This window comes from Streptomyces sp. NPDC020299, assembly GCF_044387825.1.
GTDB lineage: Bacteria > Actinomycetota > Actinomycetes > Streptomycetales > Streptomycetaceae > Streptomyces.
The window spans coordinates 232566-255198 of sequence record NZ_JBIRWL010000002.1; the positions used below are offsets into that span (position 1 = coordinate 232566).

Genomic DNA, 22633 nt, shown 5'->3' on the forward strand with positions numbered 1-22633 from the left:
TGTCCTTTGTCGGTCAGGGGCGCCCGGGTGGTGGTGCGACGCTGTCGCGCACGACGATGTGGGTGCCGAGCAGATGGTGGGCGCCGGCGGTGTGTTCGGGGTCGCGCACGGCCAGGCGTATGGCGGCGCGGCCGAGTTCCTCGGCGGGGGTGCGTACGGTGGTGAGCGGAGGGCTGAAGTCCTCCGCGAGGGGGATGTCGTTGTAGCCGACGACCGAGATGTCCTTGGGAACGCGCAGTCCGGCCTCGGTGATCGCCCGCAGGGCGCCGGCGGCGACCATGTCGTCCCCGGCGAAGACGGCGGTGAACTCCGGGGCTTCCTTCAGCAGTTCGGTCATCGCGCGATGGCCGGCCGCGCGGCCGAGGCCGCAGTCGACGACGTGCGCCGCCTCGGGCGGAAGTCCGTGTCCGGCGAGAGCGGCGCGGTAGCCGGCGACGCGGGCGTCGAGGGCGGTGTTGCCGGGCAGTCCGCCGAGGAAGACGATCCTGCGGTGACCGGCGGAGAGCAGGTGTCCGGTCACGGCCCGGGCACCGGCTTCGTTGTCGAACTCCACCACCAGCACGGGGAGTTCGGGGTCCGGTGCGGGCCGCCCGCATAGCACGAGCCGGGCGCCGGAAGCGTCGAGGGCCTGCGCGTAGTGGGCGACCCGCTCGCGGTAGGCGTCGTCCTCGACCACCCCGCCGACCAGGATCACCACGCGGGCGCCCTCCTCGCGCATGAGCTGGACGAAATCCATCTCCCGCTGCGGATCGCCGCCCGTGGTGCCGACCAGGCACAGCCAGCCGCGGTCGGCGGCCTCCGCCTCGACACCCTCCGCCACCTGGGCGTAGAAGGGGCTGGTGACCTGGCGCAGGACGACGGCGACCATCTTGCGGCCGTTGCCGACCAGGGCGCGGGCGTGGGAGTTGGCGACGTAGTCGAGGGCGCGGGCGGCGCGCATGACCCGGGTACGGGTGGCGGGCGGGACGGGGTAGTTGCCGCTGAGCACGCGCGAGACCGTGGCCACGGACACCCCTGCCCGTTCGGCCACCTCGCGGATCGTGACCCGTTCCTTCGCCATGTCGCTTCCCGTCCCTCTCGTCCGTGTGCGCGTGACCCGGCGTCCGCCGACGCCGGCTCATGCGTTGGCGGCGTGTTCCTTGGCGTATTCCTCGGCCATTCTGTCGCCGCCCTGGGAACGCCACTTGCGTACGGCGTCGTCGTAGGCGGACATCGGGGAGCGGCCGGCGACCACCGCGGTGATCGTGTCGTCCATCAGCGCCTTGAGGGTGGTGCCCTGCGTGGTGTAGGTGGGGGACTGCAGTCCGTAGGAGGCGTCGCGGATGGCGACCGGGACCACTTTTTGCTGCCAGGCGTACACGGCCCGCACGGCCTCGGGCCGGCCCGGCACGAACAGCACCTGGGGTCCCTCCGCCAGGTAGCGGAAGGGGAGGTTGGCGACGTTCTCGACCTGGCCCAGCTTCGTGGGCCGCGGTGAGCCGTCCTTGCCCCGGGCGAAGTGCGTCCCCTCCAGGCCGTAGTGGACCAGCTCCCATTCCTTCGAGCCGAACGGCGCGGCGAGGTAGTCGAGGACGCGCAGCAGCAGTTGGACGCGTTCCTTCTTCGCCTTCTTCAGGATGGTGTAGCCGAAGGAACGGCGGGCTGCGACGACACCGCCAGGGGTGCCGTTCGCGCCGTACGGCAGTGCGGGCGCCGGGGTCAGCAGGCCCTTCGAGTCGGGGTACAGGTTCTGGTACGACCCGAAGCCGTTCTGCATCGAGCCGACGGTCCCGTTGAGGAACAGGGTGCCCAGGTCGGCCGTCGACATCGAGGCGGCGTCGGGGTGGTAGGAGCCTTGCTTGCGCAGCTGCGCCTGGTAGGCGACGGCCGCCTTGTAACGCTCGTCGGTGAAGTTGGGGTGGAACACGCCGGCCTTGTCCACGGCCCAGCCCGTCGGGGCGTTGTGGGCGGCGGCGTGCACGGCGTTGCCGAAGTCCGAGCCGGTCGCGGCGCCGAGGGCGTAGGTCTTGCCGTGCGTGGCCTTCTTGGCGACGCTCGCGAAGTCGTCGGCGGTCCACCCCTCGTGCATGCCCGCGTCGGTGAACAGGCTCTGGTTGAGCCAGAGCGTGGAGCCGGGCAGCGGGCGTTCCAGGGGTATGCCGTAGAGGCGTCCCCCGATGCGGCCCATGTCGCGCCAGGCATGGGTGGGGACACCCGCCAGGTTGGGATAGTCCTTCACCGCCTCGCCCGACAGGTACGGCGTCAGGTCCTGGGCCCTGCGCTGGACGAACTGCGCCTCGCGGGGCAGGACGAACCCGGAGAACATGTTGATGATGTCCGGCAGCGAGTCGGGATCGCCGGCCATGACGGTCGCCATCTTCTTCTGGTAGTCGTCCGTCGGGATGACCGTGAACTCGATCTTCACGCCGAGGGCCTTCTCCACGGCCCGCCAGTACTGGTTCTGCGAGCGGCCTTTCGGGGGCGTGCCGAAGGTGACGGACATGACCCTGATCGTGGAGCCGTCGCCCGGCGTGCGGGAGACCGAGGTGGTGAGGTCGGCGGGGTAGGAGGTGTAGCCGGGCTGGACGCCCGCGTCGGTCGGGGCGAGATCCGGCTTCGCCGCCGAGGACGCCGTGTAGGCGGGCCACGCGGCCAGCTTCTTGCCGGCGTTGGTGGTGTCGCCGTCGTCGGAGGCGGTGGAGCAGGCGGTGAGCAGACCTGGAACGGAGATCGCGGTGCCCGCGGCGGCCATGGTGCGCAGCAGCGTGCGTCGGGACATGCGGGGCATGAGCGGGTGACCTTTCTCGATACGGCTCTTGAGGGTCTTCAGCTCTTGACGGCGCCGGTGAGCACGCCCTTGGTGAAGTACTTCTGCAGGAAGGGGTAGACGAGCAGGATCGGTACCGTGGCGATCACCAGGACCGCCATCTGGATGGTCTGGGGAGCGTTCACCGAACCGTCGCCCAACGTCGTGTCCGTGAGTCCGGATCCGGCCACGACGTAGGTGCGCAGCACCTGCTGGAGCGGCCAGTGGTCGTTCTCCAGATAGAGCGAGGCGTAGAACCAGGAGTTCCAGTAGGCGACGGCGTAGAACAGGCCGACGACGGCGAGGGCCGCCTTCGACAGCGGCAGCACGACGGACCACAGCACCCTGAGGTCACCCGCCCCGTCCAGCCGGGCCGCCTCGTACAACTCCTCCGGTATGCCCTGGAAGAAGCCGCGCAGGACGACGAGGTTGAAGACGTTCACGAGTACGGGCAGGACGAGTGACGCGTAACTGTCCAGCAGCCCCAGCTGCTTGACGAGCAGGTAGTTGGGGATCATGCCCGGCGGGAACAGGAAGGTGAACAGGATCAGCAGCAGCGCGGGCCGGCCGCCTAGGACACCGGGGCGGGAGAGAGCGTAGGCGAGGGTCACCGTGCAGGCGAGGCTGAGCAGCGTACCGGTGATCGTGACGCCGGCGCTGACGCCGAGGGCGTGGGTGACGATGCCGCCGTCGAGGATGTCGCGGTAGGCCTGGAGCGTGGGGTGTTCGGGCCACAGCACCCAGCCGCCATTGGCGACGACCTCGCCCTGGGAGGCGAGCGAGGTCGACAGGATGACCAGGAACGGCACGCACACCAGCAGGACGACGGCGACGAGGGCGACGGCCTTGCCGGCCTGGGTGACGGGCCTCGGCTTCTCCATCCAGCCGGGCCGCGCGGACGCGCTCACCTGTAGACCCCCTGTTCGCCGAGGCGATGGGCGACCTTGTTGGCCGCGTAGACGAGCAGGGCACCGACGACGCCCTTGAACAGGCCCGCGGCGGCGGCGAATCCGTAGTCGCCGCCGATGACGCCCCGGTAGTAGACGAAGGTGTCGATGATCTCGGCCGCCTGCGGACCGACCGCGTCGCGCTGGAGCAGCATCTGCTCGAATCCGACGGAGAGGATGTCGCCCAGCCGCAGGATGAGCAGCAGGACGACGACCGGGCGGATGGCGGGCAGCGTCACGTGCCAGAAGCGCCGCCAGGGTCCGGCGCCGTCGATCGCGGCGGCCTCGTACTGCTGCTCGTCCACCTGGGCGAGCGCGGCGAGGAAGATGATGGTGCCCCAGCCGGCGTCCTTCCAGATCACCTGGGCGACGACCAGCGGCTTGAACGCGTCGGGGTTGCCGATGATGTCGACGGAGTGCAGGCCGGCGTCGTTCAGGGAGCCGTTGAGCATGCCGGTGTCGCCGAGGACCTGCTGGAACAGGGCGACGACGATCACCCATGAGATGAAGTGCGGCAGATACGCCACCGACTGTACGAAGCGGCGCACGGAGGACCACGTCAGGCTGTGCAGCAGCAGGGCGAGGGCGAGCGGCACGGGGAAGTAGAAAACCAGTTGGAGGAAGGCGATCCAGAGCGTGTTGAGGACCGCGTCCCAGAATCCGCTGTCCTCGAACATCCGCCGGAAGTTGCCGAGGCCCACCCAGGGGCTGCCCCACAGGCCGTCGAACGGCACGTACTCCTTGAACGCGATGACGTTGCCGATCAGCGCGCCGTAGTGGAACACGAGGAAGTAGGCGAGCCCGGGGAGCATCAGGAGGAACAGGGACCGGCCCCGTCGTCTGTGAAAACCTTTTCGCTTGGTTGGAGCGCCTGTCGGGTGACGGGTAGGGCGGCTCACCGTCGATTTCCCGGCGCGCTCACGTAGCAGGGCTGCCACGGAGCCTCCTCGGCTGCGGTAGGGAGTGAGCCGAAGTTAAAACGTTTTCAGAGCCGGGTCAACACTTCTGACACTCATCTCCCGTTCTTCGCAGGTGACTTGGGGGGCCTTCAGTAACCCATCGGGCGGTAGTACCCCAGCACCGAGGCCAGTTGCGCGAACCACTGCCCCAGCCGTTCGCGTGGCTTCGCCTGGACGACGCACTCATAGACCTGGCCGTCGAGGTGGACGACGGCCATCATCAGGTCCTTGCCCGACGGGCTCGCCTTGTAGTGGACGCTGCGGATCTCCGGCCAGGGGAACTCGGCGGTGACGTCGTTGATCTCGAAGGCGACGCCATCCACGTCGACCACGATCGAGCTGTGCCGGTCGACGGCCATGAACTCGGGGCCCGCCGGTGCGGGTTGGGGCGGCATCGGAGGCACGGGAGGCATCGGCGGCTGCGGGTACTGCTGCGGCGCCGGGACGTTCTGCGGCGGCATCGCGGCGTACTGCGGCGGCGGGGGACCGAAACCCTGTGGCTGCTGGTGGCCGTACGGCGGCTGGTTCGTCATGGGTCCCCCGGTCCCTCGTGCTTCGTCGTCTCCCACGGAAACCTACCCGCCGCCGGGTGTGAAACATTTCCGGGGGCCCGCCGCATCAGTGAAGTGAGAACGGTCCTCGCGGCCACGGTGACAGGGGGAACCACGCATGACGCAGGTCCGCGCGGACGAGTACGCCGAGTTCGCGGCGGCGCGCGCCGGGCACCTGTACCGGTCCGCGTGTCTGCTCACCGCGGGTGACACGCATCTCGCGGAAGACCTGGTACAGGAGACACTCGGGCGGCTGTACGTCCGGTGGGGGCGGGTGTCGAGGGTCGGCAACCCGGCCGGGTACGCGCAGACCGTCCTGACCCGGACCTTTCTCGCGCATCAGCGGCGCCGCAGCAGTACCGAGCGGGCTACGGACGTACTGCCGGACGTGCCGTACACCGCCGCCGGCGACACGTCGCTGCGGCTGACCCTGCTTCAGGCGCTCGCCCGGCTGTCCGCCAAGGACCGGGCCGTGGTCGTCCTGCGCTACTGGGAGGACCGCTCCATCGAGGAGACCGCCGACGCGATGAACGTCAGCTCGGCGGCCGTCCGGACGCGGTGCGTGCGGGCTCTCGGACGGCTGCGGGAGCTGCTCGGCGAGGACCTCGGCGAGTACGCACGGCACTGACGGACCCCCCGACGTTCCGCCCCCTTTCCATCGCATCACTTCAACCCCCGGGAAACGGTGGTCTGCCATGCCCGACGAACAGCACAGCGACTCCTTCGAGGACCGGCTCTCAGCGGTCCTGCACGAAACCGGCGGCGTCTTCGACACCGACCGGGCCGCGCTCGCCGCCGCCGGCCGGGCCCGTGGACGGCGCCTGCTGCTGTGGCGCCGGGCCACGGTCGTGAGCGGGGCGGCCGGACTCGCGCTCATCGGCGTCGGCGGGGCCCTGCTCCTGCCGTCGGAGGGCTCCCCGGAACCAGGGCGCTCCTCCGTGGCCGCGAACCCGAAATCGACACGGAGCGCCTCACCCGTCACCGGTGACGAACTCCTCCGGACGTTCGAGAAGCTGCTGCCCGAAGGCAGGATCAGCGGTCAGGAGGCGCGCGGCGCGGACGAGTCCCTGCTGACCCCGTACGCGCACGTCGTCTTCGACGACGGCAAGGGCGCGGGGGCCGTCGGCATCGGTCTGGACCGGGTCGAGCCGGGCAGTGAACAGACGCGCCAGCTCACCACCTGCCCGGACAAGACGTTCACCCCGTACGAACACTGCTCCACCAGCCGGCTTCCCGACGGGTCCAAGCTGAAGATCATCCAGGGCTACGAGTATCCCGACCGGCGCGAGGACACCAAGATGTGGGACGCGGAACTGGTCACCCCGGCCGGGCAGCACGTCTCCGTGACCGAGTGGAACGCCGCCGCCGAGAAGGGCGCCCCGGTCACCCGGCCCGAGCCGCCGCTCACCACCGCCGAGCTGAAGAAGATCGCCACGGCCGAGGTGTGGCGCGGATACGTCGATTCCATCCCGGAGGATCCCAGGAAGCCGACCGCCGCGACGAGCGCTCCCCCCGACATCACCGGCGCCCGCACCACCCTCCTCGGGCTGCTGCCCAGGGGCCTGCACGTGGTCGCCAAGAGCACCGACGACACGGGCTTCGCCTACGTCGTCGTCGATGACGGCAAGGGCAGGAGCCTGGTCCAGGTCAATGTCCAGGCGGACATGCGGGACGTCGCCGGCGAACTCTTCGGCAGCGGCTCCGAGACCCTGGCGGACGGCACCCGGGTCGCCGTCCACCAGGGACCGGGCGAGAAGGGCGGCGAGGGCGTGGTGATGTGGACGGTCGACACCATGCGGGCCGACGGCCGGCGCGTGGTGATCAGCGCGTTCAACTCCGGCACCGAGCACGACGCCGCGAGCCGCAAGACTCCCGCCCTCACCATCGAGCAGCTCCGGAAGATCGCCCTCAGCGCGAAGTGGAAGTGAGGAGAGCGGGGGAGTAGGGGACGTCCGGCGGAGGGCGCCGCATTATGGCGGTCAGCTGCAATGTTCGTCCGCATCCGGGTGTGGGACGCTCACGGTGTGGTGCGTTGCCTCATCGTCGACGACTGCCTCCACTTCCTGACCGCCGCCCGCGATCTGCTCGAGCGCGAGGGTGTCGACGTGGTGGGGGTGGCGTCGACGGGTGCCGAAGCGGCCGAGCGGGTCGAGGAGCTACGGCCGGACGTCGTCCTGCTGGACATCGAGCTCGGCGCGGAGAACGGCGTCGAACTCGCGGATCGTCTCCACCGGGACGCCACGGGCGAACCGCCGCCCACCATCCTGATCTCCGCGCGCGCCGAGCAGGACTGCGCGCATCTGATCGGGTCCTGCTCGGCGGTCGGCTTCCTGCCCAAGACCTGCCTGTCCGCCGCCGCGATCCGCGCCCTGCTCGACGAGGGGCGCGGCAGCCGGCCCGGCGAAAGGTGAGAACCGGGTCAGGGGGCCTGGAGAAAGGTCAGAACGGCTCGCACCCGCCGGTGGTCGTCGTCGGTTTCGGACAGGCCCAGTTTGCCGAGGATGCTGTGCACGTGCTTCTCGACGGTGCCCTCGGTGACCCAGAGACGGCGCGCGATCCCGACGTTCGACCGGCCCTCCGCCATCAGGGCCAGCACCTCGCGCTCGCGGTCGCTCAGCACGTCGAGCGGATTCTCACGCCGCCGCACCGACACCAGTTCCTGAATCAGGGCGGGATCCACGACCGCGCCGCCCCTGGCGACCCTCCTGACCGCCTCCAGGAACTCCTCCACGTCGGCGACCCGGCTCTTGAGGAGATACCCGATCCGCTGACCGCCCGCCAGCAGCTCCATGGCGTGCTCGACCTCGACGTGCGCGGACAGGACCAGGATGCCGACATCCGGCAGCTCGCTGCGGATGACCCGGGCGGCCTGCAGTCCCTCCGTGGTGTTGGTCGGCGGCATACGGATGTCGACCACCACCAGGTCGGGCACCGTTTCCCTCGCGAGCCGCAGCAATGAGGGGCCGTCCCCGACCTGGCCCACGACGGACACGTCGGTCCGTTCGAGCAGGCTGGCGAGGCCCTGGCGGAGCAGGACGTCGTCGTCCGCCAGAACCACCCGCAACTCCGTCATGGCGCGCCTCCCACCGTCATGTGGGACATGGGCCGGCCTCCCGGCCCATGTACGGAAGGCCTGCCCACCTGGAGGCTCTCACGGGCGTCGGCACCGAGTCGACCGCTGAACCGCCAGGTGGTGCAGCGGGCCCGGGCCGGCGCCACGACCCGCCGTGCGGGCCATGGCTCTGTCACACTTGGTTGAAGAGACCTGCAAGGGCCGGGCAAGGGAAGCGGCGCGATGACGCATCGCCGGGTGAACGTGCTCAGCCGGCGCTGCGTCAACGGGCTGCTCGCCGGTACGGCGATGGTGGCTGCGGTGACGGGCCTCCTGAACGCCCTCGAACCGTACGACGTGCCCCTGCATCTCCTGGCGCTCTACCTGCTCGTCGTCCTGGCCGTGGCCGTGGTGTGGGGGACCGTGCTGGCTGTCGTCACATCGGTACTGAGCGTCGCCGCGTACTACTACCTGTTCGCCAGGCCGCACGGATTCGTGATCGCCGACTCGGAGTCCGTCGTCGCCGTGGCCACCTTCCTCCTCACGGCATCGGTCGTCGCACAGCTCACGGCCCGGTTGCGGCGCACCGCGCGTGTGTCGGAGCGGTTGTCGCGGGAGCAGTCCGCGTTGCGCGAGGTCGCGACGCTCGTCGCACGGTCCGCGGAGCCGTCGACGGTGTTCGGGACCGTCACCCGCGAGGCGGCCCTTCTCTGCGACGCGGATCTTGCCTTCATGGAGTGTTACGAGACGCCTGACACCGTGAGCGGCGTCGCCGCCTGGAGCCGCCGGGGTGGGCCGAGCGTGCCGGACGTCCCCACTCGCTTCGCCCTCGACGGGCTCAGTGTCTCCCGTGAGGTCCGCGAGAAGCGCGAACCGGTCCGCGTCGCATACTTCGCGGGGGCGACGGGTTCGATCGCGCGTGCGGCGCGTGCGGTGGGCGTCCGTTCGTCGGTCGGCTGCCCGATCGTCGTGGACGGGTGCTTGTGGGGGGTGATCATCGTGTCGAAGACGAGCGAAGGTGCCTTTCCGGCGAACACCGAGTCGCAGATCTCCGCGTTCACGGATCTCGTCGCCATCGCCATCGAGAACGCCAGGGCCAGTGCGGAACTGACCGCCTCACGAGCCCGCATCGTCACCGCCGCGGACGGGGCACGCCGCCGCATCGAGCGTGACCTGCACGACGGCGTCCAGCAGCGGCTCGTCTCGCTGCTCATCCTGCTCAACAACGCGCAGATGACGGTCCCGTCCGAGCTGGGAGGACTTCACGCGGAACTCCGCCATGTCGCCACCGGGCTCACGGACGTGTTCGACGAACTGCGTGAGGTGGCGCGCGGTATCCATCCCGCGATCCTGGCTCAGGGCGGCCTTGCTCCGGCTCTCAAGGCACTCGCCCGGCGATCGGCCGTTCCGGTCGATCTCGACGTGCACGTCGAGGACAGACTGCCCGAGCGGATCGAAGTCAGCGCGTACTACGTCGTCTCCGAGGCGCTGACGAACGCGGTGAAGCACGCGCAGGCGTCTTCCGTCACCGTCACCGTGGACTCCGGCTCCGGCTCCGGCGTGCTGCGTGTCCGGGTACAGGACGACGGCGTGGGCGGCGCCGACTTCGCCGCCGGCACCGGGCTGGTCGGCCTCAGGGACCGTGTGGAGGCGTTGGACGGCAGGATGTTTCTCGACAGTCCGCGGACGGTGGGGACCACCCTCAGCGCGGAGCTGCCGTTCGTGCCGGCCGACCGCGCGGGACCCCGCTGAGTGCCGGCTGGGCAGCGGAAGGGGGCCGGTTGGAGACCGGCCCCCTCGGTGACGGAACTACCATCACCAGTCGTCGTTGTTGTTGAAGCGGCCGTGGTCACCGTGGTCACCGTGGTCGCCATTGTCACCGTGATCGCCGTGGTCTCCGTGATCGCCGCCGTGGTCTCCGTGGTCTCCGCCGTGGTCACCATGGTCTCCGCCATGGTCGCCGTGGTCGCCGCCGTGGTCGTAATGGACAGCGCTCACCGCCGAGGCCGGCGCGGCGACGGCCGACGTAGCCGCACCTCCCAGGGCCAGGGCGAGACCCGCAAGGGCAGCAATGAGCCATTTGACGTTGCGCATGATGTATCTCCCGAAATGGATTGGACCTGACGGTACGCCAATATCCGCTTGGTCCGTTTTCCGTGCTTTCTACGCTCCCTTCCGGGAGGGCGCTCGGACAACCCTGGGAGCTGGAAGCGGCTCTACCAGCCAGCGGTAATCGCCCCGGCACAGCGGTGGCCGCTGCTGTACGCTGAGCCCGTTCGTGTGGGACCGGGAGCAGGGGAGGTGAGGTTGATGACCGTGCTCAAGGCCGCCGTGCGCAGCACCCGGGTCTCCCTCATGTCCCGGACCGCGGCCTGACCCGCCCCGCCACACGAACTCTCCGGAACGGATCTCTCATTCATCATGAGCAACGCCTGGATCACGCGCGCTGAGACCAGCGCCGACATTCCCAGCCTCCGTGAGATCAACCTCGCGGCCTTCCCCACCGTGCAGGAGGCCGACCTCGTCGACGCCCTGCGCGCCGACTCGACCGCGTGGATCGAGGGTCTCTCCCTCGTCGCCGCGGACCGGAACGGCACTCTCGCCGGTCACGCGCTCCTGACCCGTTGTCACATCGGCGACACCCCGGCTCTGTGCCTGGGCCCGGTCGCCGTGCGACCCGAGAAGCAGAACACCGGCGCCGGGACCGCGGCCGTCCGAGCCGCCCTGACGGCGGCCAAGGACCTCGGGGAGCACTACGTCGTCGTCCTGGGGCACCCGTCCTACTACCCCCGGTTCGGCTTCACCCGAGCCTCCACGCACGGCATCGGCCTGACCATCGACGTCCCGGACGAGGCCCTGATGGCCCTCACCCTCGACGCCGGCCACCCGTTGCCCGGCGGCACCGTCCGATACGCCGCACCGTTCGGCATCTGACCCGCCCGGCTGCGCGGGGGCGCGCCGACGCCCCCCGCGCAGCTCCACCCGCGTTCTGCGTCGGTGTGCGGTGTCAGGGGTTCGGTCGGGGGCGCGTTCATCGGGTTTCCCGGTCGGGGCCGGGGTGGGCCGGGTGCGGGACGCGGTCAGCCGTCGGCGCGGACGAAGACGGGCTTGAGGTGCTTCTCGGGCAGTGCGTCGGGCAGTTGTTCCCAGTCGAGGACGTGGGAGACGACTCGCGCGGGGTCGACGGTGCCGGAGCGGGCGAGCTCGAGGGCGTCGGGGATGTGGTCGCGGACGTTGTCGCGGGCGATGCGCAGGGTGACCCCGGTGAGGTATATGTCGAGCAGGGGCAGTTCGCCGGGGCGGAAGTGGTTGCCGGCGGACTCGCAGATGCCTTCCGGGGCCAGGGACTTGACCGCCAGGGCGAGCTGGTCGACGCGGCCGGTGGCCTCGACCGCGATGTCGAAGCCGTGCCGGACGGGCTCGAGCGTCTCGGCGGTGGCGGCGCCGTAGCCGCGGGCGATCTCGCGGTGCTCGGGGTCGGGGTCGACGTAGAGGACGTCTGAGGCGCCGAGCGCGTGGGCGATGTCGCAGACGTACAGGCCGATGCTGCCGCGGGCGACGACGAGGACACGGGCTCCGGGCCTGTTCCTGAGATGCGGGGCGACCAGGCGCCAGGACAGGGACCAGTTGTCGCTCGCCGAGGCCATGGCGATCGGGTCGAGGTCGGCGGGCAGGGGGACGAGCATGGCGTCCGCCCACGGTACGCGGACCAGATCGGAGAAGAGGCCGCCCCAACTGCCGCCGATGGGTGCGCCGTACATGGCCATGTGCGGTACGGCCGTGCAGTGCGCGGTGAGTCCGGCACGGCAGTTCTCGCAGCTGCCGCAGTTGATGGACCAGGGGACGACCACCAGGTCGCCGGGGGCCACGGCGGTGACGGCGTCGCCGGTCTCGACGACCCGGGCCACGCACTCGTGGCCGAGGGCGAAGGGCGGTTCTATGAAGCCGTGTCCCGCCAGGATCGCGGTGTCGACATCGCAGGAGGTCGCGGCGACGGGGGCGACGATCGCCTCCTGGCCGGACTGAAGCTCGGGGTCGGGTGCCTCGCGCCATTCGACGGAGTTGCGGGCCACGTAGGTCAGTTCACGCATCGGTCCGCTGCCCCTTCGCGAGCGCGACCAGGTCGGCGTAGCGGAAGACGGATCCGCCGGCGCCCCAGGTGCCGTCGGGCTGCTCGTGCACCAGCACCCACACCCGCGGGGCGTCGTCCGCCGGGAGCCCGGCGGCGGCGAGGACGGTCTTGGTGGCGTCCTCGACCAGGCCGGCCTTGCGCCGATCGGACAGCGCACCCTGGGGAACCGTCACGTCCACGAGAAAGCGCGGCGCGTCGTCCTCGGCGGTGGTCTGTGCCCTCTCGGGCAGTTCGACGAGGTAACTCCATGCCTGGGCGCGGAAGAACGCGGTATCGGGTGCCCCTTCCCAGTGGAGCAGTACGGCGGCCAGGTCCCGTTGGACGCTGCCGCGGCCCTCCTCGGTCAGGGAACCGGACGGAACGGTGAGCCGGATCATCGGCATGACGCATTCTCCCTTCGTGCTCTGCACACGCTCTATAACGACCGTTATAACCGGAGGCCACGCTAGACTATGACGTGCGTTATAGCCAGAGGGGAGCATGATCTTGGCCAAGCCCAGCGCGGCGTCGCGCGAGCGCATCCTGGTCGGGGCGGCCGACATGATCAGCAGGCGCGGCCTGAACGCGACCAGCATCCGGGAGCTGGCCAAACACGCCAAGGCGCCGCTCGGCTCGACCTATCACTACTTCCCCGAGGGCAAGCAGCAGCTGGCCACCGAGGCGGTGCGGTACGCGGGAGCGGCGGTCGCCCGCATCCTGCGCAAGGAACTGGACGCGGGCCCGGTCGCCGGATTGCGCGCCTTCCTGGCCCTGTGGCGCGGCGTCGTCCTCGACAGCGACTTCCGGGCCGGCTGTCCCGTGCTGGCCGTCTCCGTGGAGGAGCCGCCGGCCGACGGGATTCCACCGGCCCTGGTCGCCGCCGCCGAGGTGTTCGAGGACTGGGAGCGGTTGCTGACCGAGGCGTTGACGCGGCACGGCGCCGATCCCGACGCGGCGCCCGGGCTCGCCGCCCTCATCGTGGCGTCCGTCGAGGGGGCCATCGCCATGTGCCGCGCGAAGCGCGGTATGGAACCGCTGGATCGGGTCGCGCGGCAGCTCGAGGTGTTGATCGTCGGCGCGCTCGACGATTCCGCCTGACGGCTCGCGCTCCCGGGCTCAGGCGCCGATCGCCGCGCGGATCGCCTTGGTCTTCTCCTCGGTGAACACGCCGCTGTCGAGCAGGGAGAGTATGGAGAGCACGCCGCCGCGCGAGCCCCAGCTGCCCTCCTCGATCACCCGGAAGTTGACCCACCAGGCCGGCGACGGCTCCGTCATTTCACATGCTTCCGCCAGCGCTGCCAGGACGCGCTCGATGACCTCGGCGCGGACCTCTCGGCGCCAGTCGCCGTCCATCACGGCCACATCGATCACCATGACGTCGAGTTCCTGGCCGGCATCCGCCAGCAAGCGGCCACCGATGGCCATCATGTCGGGTTCACGCTCCACGAAGTGCACCTGGAATCCGGCCCGGGCGGCCGGCGCGAACCGGCCCACCTCGGGTACGAGCACCGCGTCCGTCAGGGTCTCGGCCAGCGAGCGCCGCTGCGCGAGACTCAGGCGCCCCTTCGAGGTGTTCACGGTGATGACGGTCATGCACAGCCTCCTATAACGATCGTTATAGCCAGAGCCTACACTGCGCATATGACGAGTGTCATAAACGCCACCCCGGCGCCTGCCCGATATGGGTGATTTATATGAATGTCGCTTTAGTTGGTGGGGGAGGGGGGGCAGCGTACGGGGTGATGCAGCTTGCCGAGACGGCGCTCATCCGTCGCTCTTCCTGAGTGACGTTCGACCCGTTCCCGTCCCGGTCGGGCGGGGATGCCCTTTGGAGGCACGATGCCTGTTCTGACAGCCACTCACCTGGCACCGGTATCCACCGAGTCGGCCGAACAAGCCGCCTTGACCTCTTTGATGTCCACTCAGGAAGCCCCGTTCAGCGGCGCGCCGACCTACGCCCCCCAGGCCGCGGGCAAGCTGCTGCTGCTGGCTCTGCTCTCGCCCAAGGAGCCGTCCGAGCCCCGCGAGAAGTGAGCGCTGACGACCGGCCACAGCCACTGACGTTCCGCGCGAACACGATCGCGAACAGAATGGTGAATTCCGATGCCTGACCCAGACCCCTCACCCCACAGCCGATTCGCCGCTGCGGTGCAAGGTCTGGCCGGTCATGTCCTGGGCGCCCTCGCAACGGGCGCCCAGGATCGGCCTGGCCTGGCGGCCTACGTGGACGCCGGCGACGACACCAAGGCGGCGCTGGCCGCCGTACGGGTGCTCGGACCGGATGTCTTCGCGCCCGCGGCACTGGCCGGTGCCCCGTTCGGTCACGCCGACGGCCAGTGCGTCGTCGAGGCCTTCCGTGTCTTCCCCCCTTCCGCGGCAGACCCGCCCGAAGCGCAGTGGAGGGATTACGCGAGCATGGCGCTGCTCGGCGCGCACGCGGAGGAATTCCCGGCCCTGCGGGCCCTGCCCCGAACCATCGACCTCGCCGGGCTCGCCTGGCAGGCGGTGTCGGCGGCCATGGCACCGCTGTACTGCCTCACCCTGCCCGGCCTGCCCAGCCCTTTCGGTGAATCGCCCGAGAGGCATGCGCGCGCGGCGTCCCAGGGAGTCACCCGCGCGCTGCTGCGCCGCGACCACGCGACGGCCGCGCGGCTGGCGCGCTGGGCCGCGCTCGCCACCGCCCGTGGCAGCCGCACGTACCTGGATCTGCCGGCGGCACTGCGGCACCTGGAACTCTACGGCGGCAACGACGCGCACACCGTCCTCGACGTGACGATCGCCCGCCTCCTGACCGCACGGCCCACGGGGACGACCACATGACCCACCTGCCCTGCCGGCACCTCGCCCAGCGCATGGCCTCCACAGCGATCGGCTGGCTGCACCGCCACCGCGAATACGGCGCGTTCCCACCCGGAACCTCGGCCGAACTCGCCGACCCCGACGGCGTCTACAAGCCGCTGGGCGAATCCGCGCTCGCGGCCTGCCTGCTGCTGCGCACCCCCGCCTCCACCCCGGCGGACCGGCGACTGGCCGACGGCATCCTCTCCTTCGCCTGGGCACAGCTCGGCAACGGCGCCCTGCTGTACGAGCGGCAACTGCGCTACCCGGCGATGACCGACCCGCTGGAGGTCTACGCCCACTTCGCGCGCGCCGGCCACCGGCACGACGCACTGCACGAACTCGAGCAGTACCTCACCGGCCTGGCCTCGCACCAGGGCACCGAGCACCTGCCCAACCGCCGCCTCGCCGTCGCCAACGCCGCCCACGTCGCCGGACTTCCCGTACACGCCCACTGGCCCACCCTGACGGCCGCGACCTGGCTCGGGCACACCCCCGAACCCTGGACGATCGACTGGATGACCGGCTACGCCGTCACCCACACCGTCTTCCACATCACCGACTGGGGTGCCGAGCCGCACAACCTGCCGCCCGCCCTGTGCGACTACCTGGCCACCTGGCTGCCGGTGTGGACCGACATCTGGGCCGAGATCCACGAATGGGACCTCGTCGCCGAACTCCTCATCGCCGGCCTGTGCCTGCCCGACCCCGTCGGCGACACCGGCGCCTGGCAGCGCCTGGCCGAGGTGCAGCATTCCGACGGGCTGCTGCCACCGGACAGCCGACCCGTCCCCGACGATCCCCATGAGGCGTTCCGGACCGGTCACCACACCACCGTCGTAGCGGCGATCGCCGCGACCCTGGCCCTCGCCCGGCACCAGCAGCAGCCGGTCGCTTCGTGACACCCGCCGACCCGCTCGAACGGGCACTGACCGCCTTCGTGTCGGCGGCACCAGGCGGCACGGGACTCGCCGTCGCCGCCGTCACCCCGCAGGGGTCGACGATCCTGTGCCGCGGCTGGACGGACGCCTCACGCCGACGGCCCGTCACCGAGCACACCGGCTTCGAGATCGGCTCGGTCACCAAGACCTTCACCGCGCTCCTGCTCGCCGAACTCAGCGCCCGCGACGAGGTGCATCCGCACGAGACGCTCGCCGCCCACCTGCCCCCCACGGCGCTTCCCCGCGGCCCCCACAGCCACTCGATCACCCTCGAACACCTGGCCACGCACACCTCGGGACTGCCTCGCCTGCCACCCGGTTTCCTGCGCGCCGCCCGACCGCACTGGTTCACCAACCCCTACCGCGACTTCCCGCCCCAGGCGCTCCTGCCCGCCCTCTCCCGGACCCGTGTCCGTCGCCGGCCGGGCACCCGCACCTGCTACTCCAACTTCGGCATGGGCCTGCTGGGGCACGTCCTCGAACGAGCCACGTCCACCCCCTACGCGCCCCTCCTGCGCACCCGTGTCCTCCAGCCGCTCGGCCTGACCGACACCACCGCCGCACCCGGCACGGGACACGCCGTAGGACACCGCAACGGCACACCGCTCGAGCCCTGGCTCATCCCGGCACTCCCCGCGGCCGGAGCACTGCGCTGCTCCGCCCGCGACCTCCTCCACTACCTCGGCGCACTGCTCGAACCCGACCGGGCCGCCCCGCCCAACACCCCCCTGCGCACCGCGCTGCACAAGGTCCTCACCCCACGGCCCACCGCCCCCGGCGCCCCGCCCCTGTGCCTGGCCTGGACCCACCGCACCCTGCCCACCCGCACCGTCTACTTCCACTCCGGCGGCACCCGTGGCTTCACCGCCTTCACCGGCCTCACCGCCGACCCGCCCACGGCTCTCGCCGCCGTCACCAACACGGGCCCCACCCTGCGCGGCACCTTCATCCAGACCGCCTACGACCTGCTGCACCACCTCGTCCGGACGAGCCACCGAGCGTGAACCGGCCCGCGCCCCGCCGGCCCCCCGGTCCCCTCAGGCCGCGGCCGTCCGCTGGAAGGCCCGACGGTAGGCGGTGGGCGTGGTGCCGAGGGCGTCGCGGAATCGGGCGCGGAGGTTGGTGCTGGTGCCGAGGCCGCTCTGGGCGGCGATCTGTTCGATGCCGAGGCCGGTGACTTCCAGGAGTTCACGGGCGCGGTTGACGCGGGCGGTGAGCAGCCACTGGTGGGGGGTGATGCCGGTTTCCTGCCGCCACATCCGGACCAGGGTGCGGGTCGAGACGCGTGCGTGCCGGGCGAGCACGTCGAGGGTGAGGGATTCGCCGAGGTGGCGCAGGGCCCACTCGCGGGTGTCGGCGAGGGTGTGGGCGGTGGGCTCCGGCAAGGCCTGGGCGATGTACTGGGCCTGGCCGCCGTCCCGGTGCGGTGCGGCGACCAGCTCGCGGGCGATCCCGTTGGCGACGGCGGCACCGAGGTCCTTGCGGACGATGTGGAGACAGAGGTCGATGCCGGCGGTCACGCCCGCTGAGGTCAGCAGGGGATCGTCGTCGATGTAGAGGACGTCGCGGTCCACCCGGAGCCGGGGGTAGAGCCTTTCGAGATCGTCGGCGCTGGCCCAGTGCGTGGTGACCGTACGGCCGTTGAGCAGCCCGGCCGCGGCGAGTGCGAAGGCGCCGGTGCAGATGGACGCGATGCGGGCGCCTCGGCTGAAGGCGAGTCTCAGGGCCGCGGTGACCTCGGGCGCCGGTGGCCGCTGGTAGTCCCAGTAGCCGGGGACGATGATCGTGTCCGCCCGGGCCAGGGCCGGCAGCCCGGCGGTGACTCCGACCGTGAACCCCGTGCTGGTGGTGACGCCGCCCCGGCCTTCGCCGCACACCGTCAGCTCGTACGGGGTGTTGGGCCGCGCGTTGAAGATCTGGGTGGGGATGCCGAGATCGATGGGGAGGACGCGGGGCAGCGCCAGGACCGCGACGCGATGGGGAGCCATGGCGCCAATGCTACGACCGTAACTTTCGAGACACGGCTGACGTGTCCCGAAAGTTGCGAACCGTGGCGGACGAGCCTGTGGTTGATCAAGAAGGGCAGGACGACGATCGAGCGATGAGCAGCCCGGCCCGAGCGCCGGGGATCACGCCGGCAGCGCCCGCGGCAGAGCGGCTCCGCACCGGCCCGGACAAGGACATCTGACTGTCGTGAGCACACACACGCCCATCGGCCGGTACTTCGACGTGAAGGACGGACGGGTCTACGGACACGTCCGCGAGGGCGACGGACCGGCCCTGGTCTTCCTCCACTACTGGGGTGGCTCCCACCGCACCTGGCGGCCGGTCCTCGAGCGCCTCGGCCCCGCACAGGCCTTCGTCGCGTACGACCACCGCGGCTGGGGCGAGTCCACCGAGGTGCCCGGCCCGTACGGCATCGATCAGCTCGCCGACGACGCCGAGCGTGTCATCGACGAGCTCGGCTACGGCGAGTACGTCCTGGTGGGCCACTCGATGGGAGGGAAGGTGGCCCAGGTGCTCGCTTCCCGCCGTCCCGCCGGGCTGCGGGGCGTGGTGCTCGTCGCACCCGCCCCGCCGGCTCCGGCCGGTGTGACACCCGAGTTCCAGGAGGCGCTGGCGCACGCCTACGACAGCGAAGAGACCATCAGTCAGAGCATCGATCTGGCACTGACCAACGGCGGGCTGTCCGCCGAGGCCCGCCGGCAGGTGCACGAGGACAGCTCCCGGGCGGGCGAGGCGGCCCGCATGGCGTGGCCGCGGCAGGCACTGGTCGAGGACTTCGCGGACAGGGTCGGTGCGATCGACGTTCCGGTACTGGTGCTGGCCGGCAGCGAGGACAAGGTGGACCCGCCGAGGATCCTGCGCGAACACCTGCTTCCCCTGATCCCCACCGCCACCCTCGTCGAACTCGTCGGCACCGGCCATCTGTCGCCACTGGAGGTGCCCGACCAGGTCGCCTCGCACATCACCGCGTTCGCCGCCCGCCTCTGACCCTCCGGCGTGCCACCGCTGGTTCGGCCCCCCGGCCGTGGGTCTACGCGCCGGGGGCGCGGAAGGCGACCTGCCGACGGGCGGCCTCGTCCAGCTCGTCGAGGGTGAGCAGGGGGGTGGCCCGGGTGTTGAGGGCGCCGCTGGCCTTGACGGTGAGACTGACGGCGGCCATGGAGACCGGGTCGGGGAAGTCGACGATGAGCACGATGTCGTCCGCCCCGAAGGCGAAGTACATGGTCTCCACCGTCCCGCCGAGACCGGTGACGACCTGGTCGACGGCGGCGCGGCGGCCGCTCGCTCCTTCCTTGAGCAGACCCTTGGTGCCCTCAGGCGTGTAGGTGGCCTGGATGAGGAACTTCGGCATGGCGGCGCTCCCTGCCCGTCTTGGTCCGGTACGCAGAATGCCCTTCCCGCTGTCACGCCGGCCGCCCCTGGCCGAACGGCCGGATTCACCCGTTGGAAGCCAAACCTGTGTGGAAAAAACCCTCGTCACAGCAATCCGAAAGGGCGCCGCCGACGTACAGGAAGTAGGGCTCCATCTCGTGTCGCTGAAGGTCGCGCGAGACGATGGAAGGAAGGTGTATCCATCATGCGAGCACAACGCGCAAGGCGTCTCGCCGCGGCTTCCGCGGCCGGCATGCTGATGGCCGGCGGTGCTGTGATCACCACAGCGGGCACGGCAGCAGCAGCCCCCGCCGTGCACACCCGGGCCACCACCGACGTGTGCTTCGATCACAACGACGGGCGCTGCTTCGACCACGGTGGGTTCCGCTTCGGCCACCGCGGGTTCTGCTTCTTCCACCCCGGGTTGTGCTTCGACCACCGCTTCAACAACGGAGGCGTTGTGATCATCGTGGTCAGGTAGCGGTCGTCGCAGGCACATGGCACATGGCAGGCGGAGGGAGCGCGTCCGTCACGGCCGCGCTCCCTGAGCCGGGGTGACCTCAGCTGTCCGGCCGGTACCAACGCGTGAGGGGTCGCAGTACCGCGGTGCCCGCCTGGAGGAGCGCGGAGACCGGTGGAGCCACCCAGCTGGTGAGGCTGCTCTGCACGGCGGGGTCGAGCTCGATGGTCACCCGGACGTATCGGGTGTGCAGCCGGGTGGTCTTGGCCTGGCGGGATGCTGCGGCGTTCGGTTCGCGCCGCAGTGCGGCCCGATAGGTGTCCTTGCGCTGGTTCACGGCCTGTCCTGACGCTTGATGAGCTCGTCCGCGAGGTCCATGTAGGCCGAGCCCTTGACGTGGACCGGGCCGCCGAACGACTGGGCGTACAGGTCGAGTCGCGGAATGTGGGTGGACAGCACGTCGAAGCCGCGCTCGGCAAGGGCTTCGCGGGCATCGGCGTCGGGGCCCGTGCGCGTGGCGTCCGGGCGGTTCGTACGGTTCAGCAGGACGGCCGCGCGGGCCGGTTGGGCGCGCAGGGACTGCATGTCGCCCATCTCACCGCCGATGGGTGCCATGCGATCCAACTCGATGGGGGCCGGGGTCACCGGCACGATCCACTCGCTCGCGTATCTCATGATGCTCCGGGCGATGTGGGCGTGGTCCTCCAGTTGCGGGGCGTCGAACACCACGGCCTGCCGGTCGCCGAGGAAGTCGTTCACCCGCCGGTGCACGTCACCCACGGGCAGGGCGACCACAGGAAACGGGAAACCGCCCGCCAGTTCGCTCCAGCGCAGCGCGGAGGAGGCCGGGTCACTGTCCACCAGCAGCGGTGGGAAGCCCGACTCGTGCAGAGCGTGAGCCAGCCAGACCGCGCTGGTCGTCTTTCCGACTCCGGGTTTCAAGTTCACAAAGGCGTAGCTGAGCAGCACGAGAGCCGACGCTAGCGGTCCCGGGTGGCCGACCGCCGTTGACGCGTCACACGGCTTCCCCGTTCACCCTGTGGCGCCGGTGACCCATGCGAATGGGCTAGCGTCCGGCTGTCGTACCGGGCGACTGGTCGCCGGCGCGTCCTGCCAGCAGAAGGAGGGCGTCGACCAGATCGTCCGCCTGGCTGCCGGTTGCCAGGCGGCGCAGTTGCAGACCCATCACCACGGCTACGGTGGTCGCCGCCAGGCGTTCCGCGTCGGGAACGCCGAGGGCGGTGAGGATCTGGGTGGCCAGCCGGTCGTAGGCCTCGAACGCCTGCGATGCCGCCGCGCGCAGCCGTTCGTCGCGTCCGGCGTGCAGGTACAGCTCGAAAGGCGCGAGATGCGCGCTGTCGAGGGCCGTGCCGCAGGCCACTTGCCCGGCGAGGGACGCCGCGTCCTCGATGTCCAGGCCCTCGGTCTGGCACTGGTCGGCCAGCTCGGTGAAATGCCGCGCTTCCTCGCGCACGAACTGCAGCAGGCTCTCACGCAGAAGATCATGCTGGGTTTCGAAGTGATAGGTGACGGAGCCGAGCGATACGCCCGCCTCCTTGGCGATCCTCCTGTTGGTGAGCGCCGCGATCCCGCTCTCGCCGATGATCCGCAGGACGGCGGCGATGATGCGCTGACGTGTCGGGGCGGAGGAAACGGAGGGCGCGGAGGGCGCGGAGTGGTCGGAGGGGACGGCCTTGGGCATGCCGCTCATTGTTCCACTGGTGAAGTCCCCGCCCTGGGCAGGGGGCCGGGGAGCAGCTACTGTTCGTTCGAACGAACAGACCGGAGACCGGAGGGTATTCGTGCACATTGCTGGGGCCACGGTTCTGCTGACCGGAGTCACGGGCGGTATCGGCGGGGCGCTCGCCGCCGAACTGTCGGCCCGGGGCGCGGAGCTCATTCTCACCGGCCGGCGTCGTGAGGCGCTGGAGCCGCTCGCCGAACGCTATGGCGCCCGGACGATCCTCGCCGATCTCGCCGACGCGGAGGACGTGCGACGCCTTGCCGTGGAAGCCGCCGGCACGCAGATCCTCATCGCCAACGCGGCACTGCCCTCCAGCGGCGACGTGCTGGACTACACGCCCGCCCAGATCGACCGGGCGTTCGCGGTGAACCTGCGCGCACCCGCTGTGCTCGCGCGCCTGCTCGCCCAGGACATGGTGGAGGCGGGGCGCGGGCACATCTGCTTCGTCGGGTCCCTGTCGGGCATGGCGGCCACCAAGTCGTCGTCGATGTACACCGCGACGAAGTTCGGGCTACGGGGTTTCTCCCTGTCCTTCCGCCAGGATCTGCACGGCACCGGCGTGGGCGTCTCGATCGTCCAGCCCGGTTTCGTGCGCGACCTGGGCATGTTCGCGAACACCGGCTCACCGACGCCCGGTGGCGTACGTACCGTTTCACCGGAGCGGGTGGTCAAGGGAGTGATCCGCGCGGTGGAACGCGACATCGCCGAGACCAATGTCGCCCCGCTCGAGCTGAAGTTCCTCACCAAGGTCGCGTCGCAGTTCCCGGGGTTCTCGGAACGGGTGCAGCGGTGGGTGGGTGCGGAGCAGACCATGGACGCGATCGTGGCGTCCCAGCGGCCCAGCCGCTGAGCCACGGCGTCGTCGGC

The 22633-nt window shown here is 70.5% G+C and carries 27 protein-coding genes; 13 read left to right on the plus strand and 14 right to left on the minus strand.

All coding sequences use genetic code 11. The annotated features are described in order from the left end of the window. Positions 1-13: 13 nt before the first annotated feature. The 5 genes from ACH45E_RS05165 to ACH45E_RS05185 all read right to left on the minus strand — a co-directional run bounded on the left by ACH45E_RS05165 (position 14) and on the right by ACH45E_RS05185 (position 5224). A complete protein-coding gene (locus tag ACH45E_RS05165) occupies positions 14-1060 on the minus strand; it encodes a LacI family DNA-binding transcriptional regulator (protein WP_399040024.1) in 1047 nt (348 codons plus the stop codon). A 57-nt stretch (positions 1061-1117) separates the two neighbouring features. Beyond that, entirely contained in the window at positions 1118-2767 is a 1650-nt protein-coding gene (locus tag ACH45E_RS05170) for an extracellular solute-binding protein (protein WP_361444741.1), read from the minus strand. A gap of 38 nt (positions 2768-2805) precedes the next feature. Continuing rightward, positions 2806-3693, minus strand: a complete 888-nt coding sequence (locus tag ACH45E_RS05175) for a carbohydrate ABC transporter permease (protein ID WP_361444738.1) — start codon at positions 3691-3693, stop codon at positions 2806-2808. Then, entirely contained in the window at positions 3690-4544 is an 855-nt protein-coding gene (locus ACH45E_RS05180; RefSeq protein WP_361444735.1) for an ABC transporter permease subunit, read from the minus strand. Before ACH45E_RS05180 ends, ACH45E_RS05175 begins: the two co-directional genes overlap by 4 nt. A 236-nt stretch (positions 4545-4780) precedes the next feature. Beyond that, positions 4781-5224: a hypothetical protein gene (locus ACH45E_RS05185; protein ID WP_361444732.1), complete on the minus strand. Its 444-nt coding sequence runs from the start codon at positions 5222-5224 to the stop codon at positions 4781-4783. 136 nt (positions 5225-5360) lie between these two features. Between ACH45E_RS05185 and ACH45E_RS05190 the strand changes: the two genes are divergently transcribed. The 3 genes from ACH45E_RS05190 to ACH45E_RS05200 all read left to right on the plus strand — a co-directional run bounded on the left by ACH45E_RS05190 (position 5361) and on the right by ACH45E_RS05200 (position 7653). After that, positions 5361-5870, plus strand: a complete 510-nt coding sequence (locus ACH45E_RS05190; protein WP_361444729.1) for a SigE family RNA polymerase sigma factor — start codon at positions 5361-5363, stop codon at positions 5868-5870. A 67-nt stretch (positions 5871-5937) separates the two neighbouring features. Next, a complete protein-coding gene (locus ACH45E_RS05195) occupies positions 5938-7170 on the plus strand; it encodes a hypothetical protein (RefSeq protein ID WP_361444726.1) in 1233 nt (410 codons plus the stop codon). Between the two features lie 96 nt (positions 7171-7266). Continuing rightward, the gene (locus ACH45E_RS05200) at positions 7267-7653 is read left to right on the plus strand and encodes a response regulator (protein WP_361444723.1); all 387 of its coding nucleotides are present in this window, start codon (positions 7267-7269) and stop codon (positions 7651-7653) included. Between the two features lie 8 nt (positions 7654-7661). Here the strand turns inward: ACH45E_RS05200 and ACH45E_RS05205 are convergent, their stop codons facing one another. Then, entirely contained in the window at positions 7662-8315 is a 654-nt protein-coding gene (locus ACH45E_RS05205; protein ID WP_361444720.1) for a response regulator transcription factor, read from the minus strand. Between the two features lie 222 nt (positions 8316-8537). Here ACH45E_RS05205 and ACH45E_RS05210 point away from each other — a divergent pair, with 222 nt between their 5' ends. The 3 genes from ACH45E_RS05210 (at position 8538) to ACH45E_RS05220 (ending at position 11228) form a co-directional block, all read left to right on the plus strand. Continuing rightward, positions 8538-10046: a DUF4118 domain-containing protein gene (locus ACH45E_RS05210; RefSeq protein ID WP_361444717.1), complete on the plus strand. Its 1509-nt coding sequence runs from the start codon at positions 8538-8540 to the stop codon at positions 10044-10046. A gap of 48 nt (positions 10047-10094) precedes the next feature. Then, positions 10095-10418 carry a hypothetical protein gene (locus ACH45E_RS05215; RefSeq protein WP_361444714.1) on the plus strand — a complete coding sequence of 108 codons (324 nt, stop codon included), beginning with the start codon at positions 10095-10097 and terminating at the stop codon, positions 10416-10418. Between the two features lie 297 nt (positions 10419-10715). Beyond that, positions 10716-11228, plus strand: coding sequence for an N-acetyltransferase (locus ACH45E_RS05220; protein WP_361444711.1), 513 nt, complete (start codon positions 10716-10718; stop codon positions 11226-11228). Positions 11229-11374: 146 nt separating this feature from the next. Here ACH45E_RS05220 and ACH45E_RS05225 read toward each other — a convergent pair whose 3' ends face one another. Then, entirely contained in the window at positions 11375-12385 is a 1011-nt protein-coding gene (locus tag ACH45E_RS05225; protein ID WP_361444708.1) for an alcohol dehydrogenase catalytic domain-containing protein, read from the minus strand. After that, positions 12378-12809 carry a tautomerase family protein gene (locus ACH45E_RS05230; RefSeq protein WP_361444705.1) on the minus strand — a complete coding sequence of 144 codons (432 nt, stop codon included), beginning with the start codon at positions 12807-12809 and terminating at the stop codon, positions 12378-12380. Before ACH45E_RS05230 ends, ACH45E_RS05225 begins: the two co-directional genes overlap by 8 nt. Positions 12810-12906: 97 nt before the next feature. Between ACH45E_RS05230 and ACH45E_RS05235 the strand changes: the two genes are divergently transcribed. Next, positions 12907-13503, plus strand: a complete 597-nt coding sequence (locus tag ACH45E_RS05235) for a TetR/AcrR family transcriptional regulator (protein ID WP_399040031.1) — start codon at positions 12907-12909, stop codon at positions 13501-13503. A gap of 18 nt (positions 13504-13521) precedes the next feature. Here the strand turns inward: ACH45E_RS05235 and ACH45E_RS05240 are convergent, their stop codons facing one another. Then, on the minus strand, positions 13522-13998 hold the full coding sequence (locus tag ACH45E_RS05240; protein WP_361444699.1) for a tautomerase enzyme: 477 nt from the start codon (positions 13996-13998) through the stop codon (positions 13522-13524). A 510-nt stretch (positions 13999-14508) separates the two neighbouring features. Between ACH45E_RS05240 and ACH45E_RS05245 the strand changes: the two genes are divergently transcribed. Genes ACH45E_RS05245 through ACH45E_RS05255 form a run of 3 tightly spaced genes read left to right on the plus strand, consistent with a single transcriptional unit; the run spans position 14509 to position 17188 of the window. After that, positions 14509-15225, plus strand: coding sequence for a hypothetical protein (locus tag ACH45E_RS05245; protein WP_361444696.1), 717 nt, complete (start codon positions 14509-14511; stop codon positions 15223-15225). After that, positions 15222-16145 carry a DUF6895 family protein gene (locus ACH45E_RS05250; RefSeq protein WP_361444693.1) on the plus strand — a complete coding sequence of 308 codons (924 nt, stop codon included), beginning with the start codon at positions 15222-15224 and terminating at the stop codon, positions 16143-16145. The genes ACH45E_RS05245 and ACH45E_RS05250 overlap by 4 nt, the downstream gene beginning before the upstream one ends. After that, complete coding sequence (locus ACH45E_RS05255; RefSeq protein ID WP_361444690.1) at positions 16142-17188, plus strand: serine hydrolase domain-containing protein; 1047 nt, start codon at positions 16142-16144, stop codon at positions 17186-17188. Before ACH45E_RS05250 ends, ACH45E_RS05255 begins: the two co-directional genes overlap by 4 nt. 33 nt (positions 17189-17221) lie before the next feature. Here ACH45E_RS05255 and ACH45E_RS05260 read toward each other — a convergent pair whose 3' ends face one another. After that, the gene (locus ACH45E_RS05260) at positions 17222-18172 is read right to left on the minus strand and encodes a helix-turn-helix domain-containing protein (RefSeq protein WP_361444687.1); all 951 of its coding nucleotides are present in this window, start codon (positions 18170-18172) and stop codon (positions 17222-17224) included. 205 nt (positions 18173-18377) lie between these two features. Between ACH45E_RS05260 and ACH45E_RS05265 the strand changes: the two genes are divergently transcribed. Then, on the plus strand, positions 18378-19178 hold the full coding sequence (locus tag ACH45E_RS05265) for an alpha/beta hydrolase (protein WP_361444684.1): 801 nt from the start codon (positions 18378-18380) through the stop codon (positions 19176-19178). Between the two features lie 43 nt (positions 19179-19221). Here the strand turns inward: ACH45E_RS05265 and ACH45E_RS05270 are convergent, their stop codons facing one another. Next, positions 19222-19542, minus strand: coding sequence for a GYD domain-containing protein (locus ACH45E_RS05270; RefSeq protein WP_361444681.1), 321 nt, complete (start codon positions 19540-19542; stop codon positions 19222-19224). Between the two features lie 225 nt (positions 19543-19767). Between ACH45E_RS05270 and ACH45E_RS05275 the strand changes: the two genes are divergently transcribed. After that, positions 19768-20043, plus strand: coding sequence for a hypothetical protein (locus tag ACH45E_RS05275; protein ID WP_361444678.1), 276 nt, complete (start codon positions 19768-19770; stop codon positions 20041-20043). A gap of 79 nt (positions 20044-20122) precedes the next feature. Here ACH45E_RS05275 and ACH45E_RS05280 read toward each other — a convergent pair whose 3' ends face one another. The 3 genes from ACH45E_RS05280 to ACH45E_RS05290 all read right to left on the minus strand — a co-directional run bounded on the left by ACH45E_RS05280 (position 20123) and on the right by ACH45E_RS05290 (position 21724). Next, positions 20123-20359, minus strand: a complete 237-nt coding sequence (locus ACH45E_RS05280; RefSeq protein ID WP_361444675.1) for a hypothetical protein — start codon at positions 20357-20359, stop codon at positions 20123-20125. Beyond that, positions 20356-20991: a ParA family protein gene (locus tag ACH45E_RS05285; protein ID WP_361444672.1), complete on the minus strand. Its 636-nt coding sequence runs from the start codon at positions 20989-20991 to the stop codon at positions 20356-20358. The genes ACH45E_RS05280 and ACH45E_RS05285 overlap by 4 nt, the downstream gene beginning before the upstream one ends. 97 nt (positions 20992-21088) lie before the next feature. After that, positions 21089-21724, minus strand: coding sequence for a TetR family transcriptional regulator (locus ACH45E_RS05290; RefSeq protein ID WP_361444669.1), 636 nt, complete (start codon positions 21722-21724; stop codon positions 21089-21091). Positions 21725-21824: 100 nt separating this feature from the next. Between ACH45E_RS05290 and ACH45E_RS05295 the strand changes: the two genes are divergently transcribed. Then, positions 21825-22616, plus strand: a complete 792-nt coding sequence (locus tag ACH45E_RS05295; protein WP_361444666.1) for an SDR family NAD(P)-dependent oxidoreductase — start codon at positions 21825-21827, stop codon at positions 22614-22616. The last annotated feature ends 17 nt before the right edge of the window (positions 22617-22633 follow it).

Coding starts and splice junctions, on each gene's coding strand:
- ACH45E_RS05205 (WP_361444720.1), bottom strand. CDS start 8,315: ATGACGGAGTTGCGGGTGGTTCTGGCGGACGACGACGTCCTGCTCCGC.
- ACH45E_RS05250 (WP_361444693.1), top strand. CDS start 15,222: ATGACCCACCTGCCCTGCCGGCACCTCGCCCAGCGCATGGCCTCCACA.
- ACH45E_RS05290 (WP_361444669.1), bottom strand. CDS start 21,724: ATGCCCAAGGCCGTCCCCTCCGACCACTCCGCGCCCTCCGCGCCCTCC.
- ACH45E_RS05260 (WP_361444687.1), bottom strand. CDS start 18,172: ATGGCTCCCCATCGCGTCGCGGTCCTGGCGCTGCCCCGCGTCCTCCCC.
- ACH45E_RS05195 (WP_361444726.1), top strand. CDS start 5,938: ATGCCCGACGAACAGCACAGCGACTCCTTCGAGGACCGGCTCTCAGCG.
- ACH45E_RS05240 (WP_361444699.1), bottom strand. CDS start 13,998: ATGACCGTCATCACCGTGAACACCTCGAAGGGGCGCCTGAGTCTCGCG.
- ACH45E_RS05245 (WP_361444696.1), top strand. CDS start 14,509: ATGCCTGACCCAGACCCCTCACCCCACAGCCGATTCGCCGCTGCGGTG.
- ACH45E_RS05230 (WP_361444705.1), bottom strand. CDS start 12,809: ATGCCGATGATCCGGCTCACCGTTCCGTCCGGTTCCCTGACCGAGGAG.
- ACH45E_RS05275 (WP_361444678.1), top strand. CDS start 19,768: ATGCGAGCACAACGCGCAAGGCGTCTCGCCGCGGCTTCCGCGGCCGGC.
- ACH45E_RS05170 (WP_361444741.1), bottom strand. CDS start 2,767: ATGCCCCGCATGTCCCGACGCACGCTGCTGCGCACCATGGCCGCCGCG.
- ACH45E_RS05185 (WP_361444732.1), bottom strand. CDS start 5,224: ATGACGAACCAGCCGCCGTACGGCCACCAGCAGCCACAGGGTTTCGGT.
- ACH45E_RS05190 (WP_361444729.1), top strand. CDS start 5,361: ATGACGCAGGTCCGCGCGGACGAGTACGCCGAGTTCGCGGCGGCGCGC.
- ACH45E_RS05220 (WP_361444711.1), top strand. CDS start 10,716: ATGAGCAACGCCTGGATCACGCGCGCTGAGACCAGCGCCGACATTCCC.
- ACH45E_RS05235 (WP_399040031.1), top strand. CDS start 12,907: ATGATCTTGGCCAAGCCCAGCGCGGCGTCGCGCGAGCGCATCCTGGTC.
- ACH45E_RS05165 (WP_399040024.1), bottom strand. CDS start 1,060: ATGGCGAAGGAACGGGTCACGATCCGCGAGGTGGCCGAACGGGCAGGG.
- ACH45E_RS05270 (WP_361444681.1), bottom strand. CDS start 19,542: ATGCCGAAGTTCCTCATCCAGGCCACCTACACGCCTGAGGGCACCAAG.
- ACH45E_RS05225 (WP_361444708.1), bottom strand. CDS start 12,385: ATGCGTGAACTGACCTACGTGGCCCGCAACTCCGTCGAATGGCGCGAG.
- ACH45E_RS05180 (WP_361444735.1), bottom strand. CDS start 4,544: ATGCTCCCCGGGCTCGCCTACTTCCTCGTGTTCCACTACGGCGCGCTG.
- ACH45E_RS05210 (WP_361444717.1), top strand. CDS start 8,538: ATGACGCATCGCCGGGTGAACGTGCTCAGCCGGCGCTGCGTCAACGGG.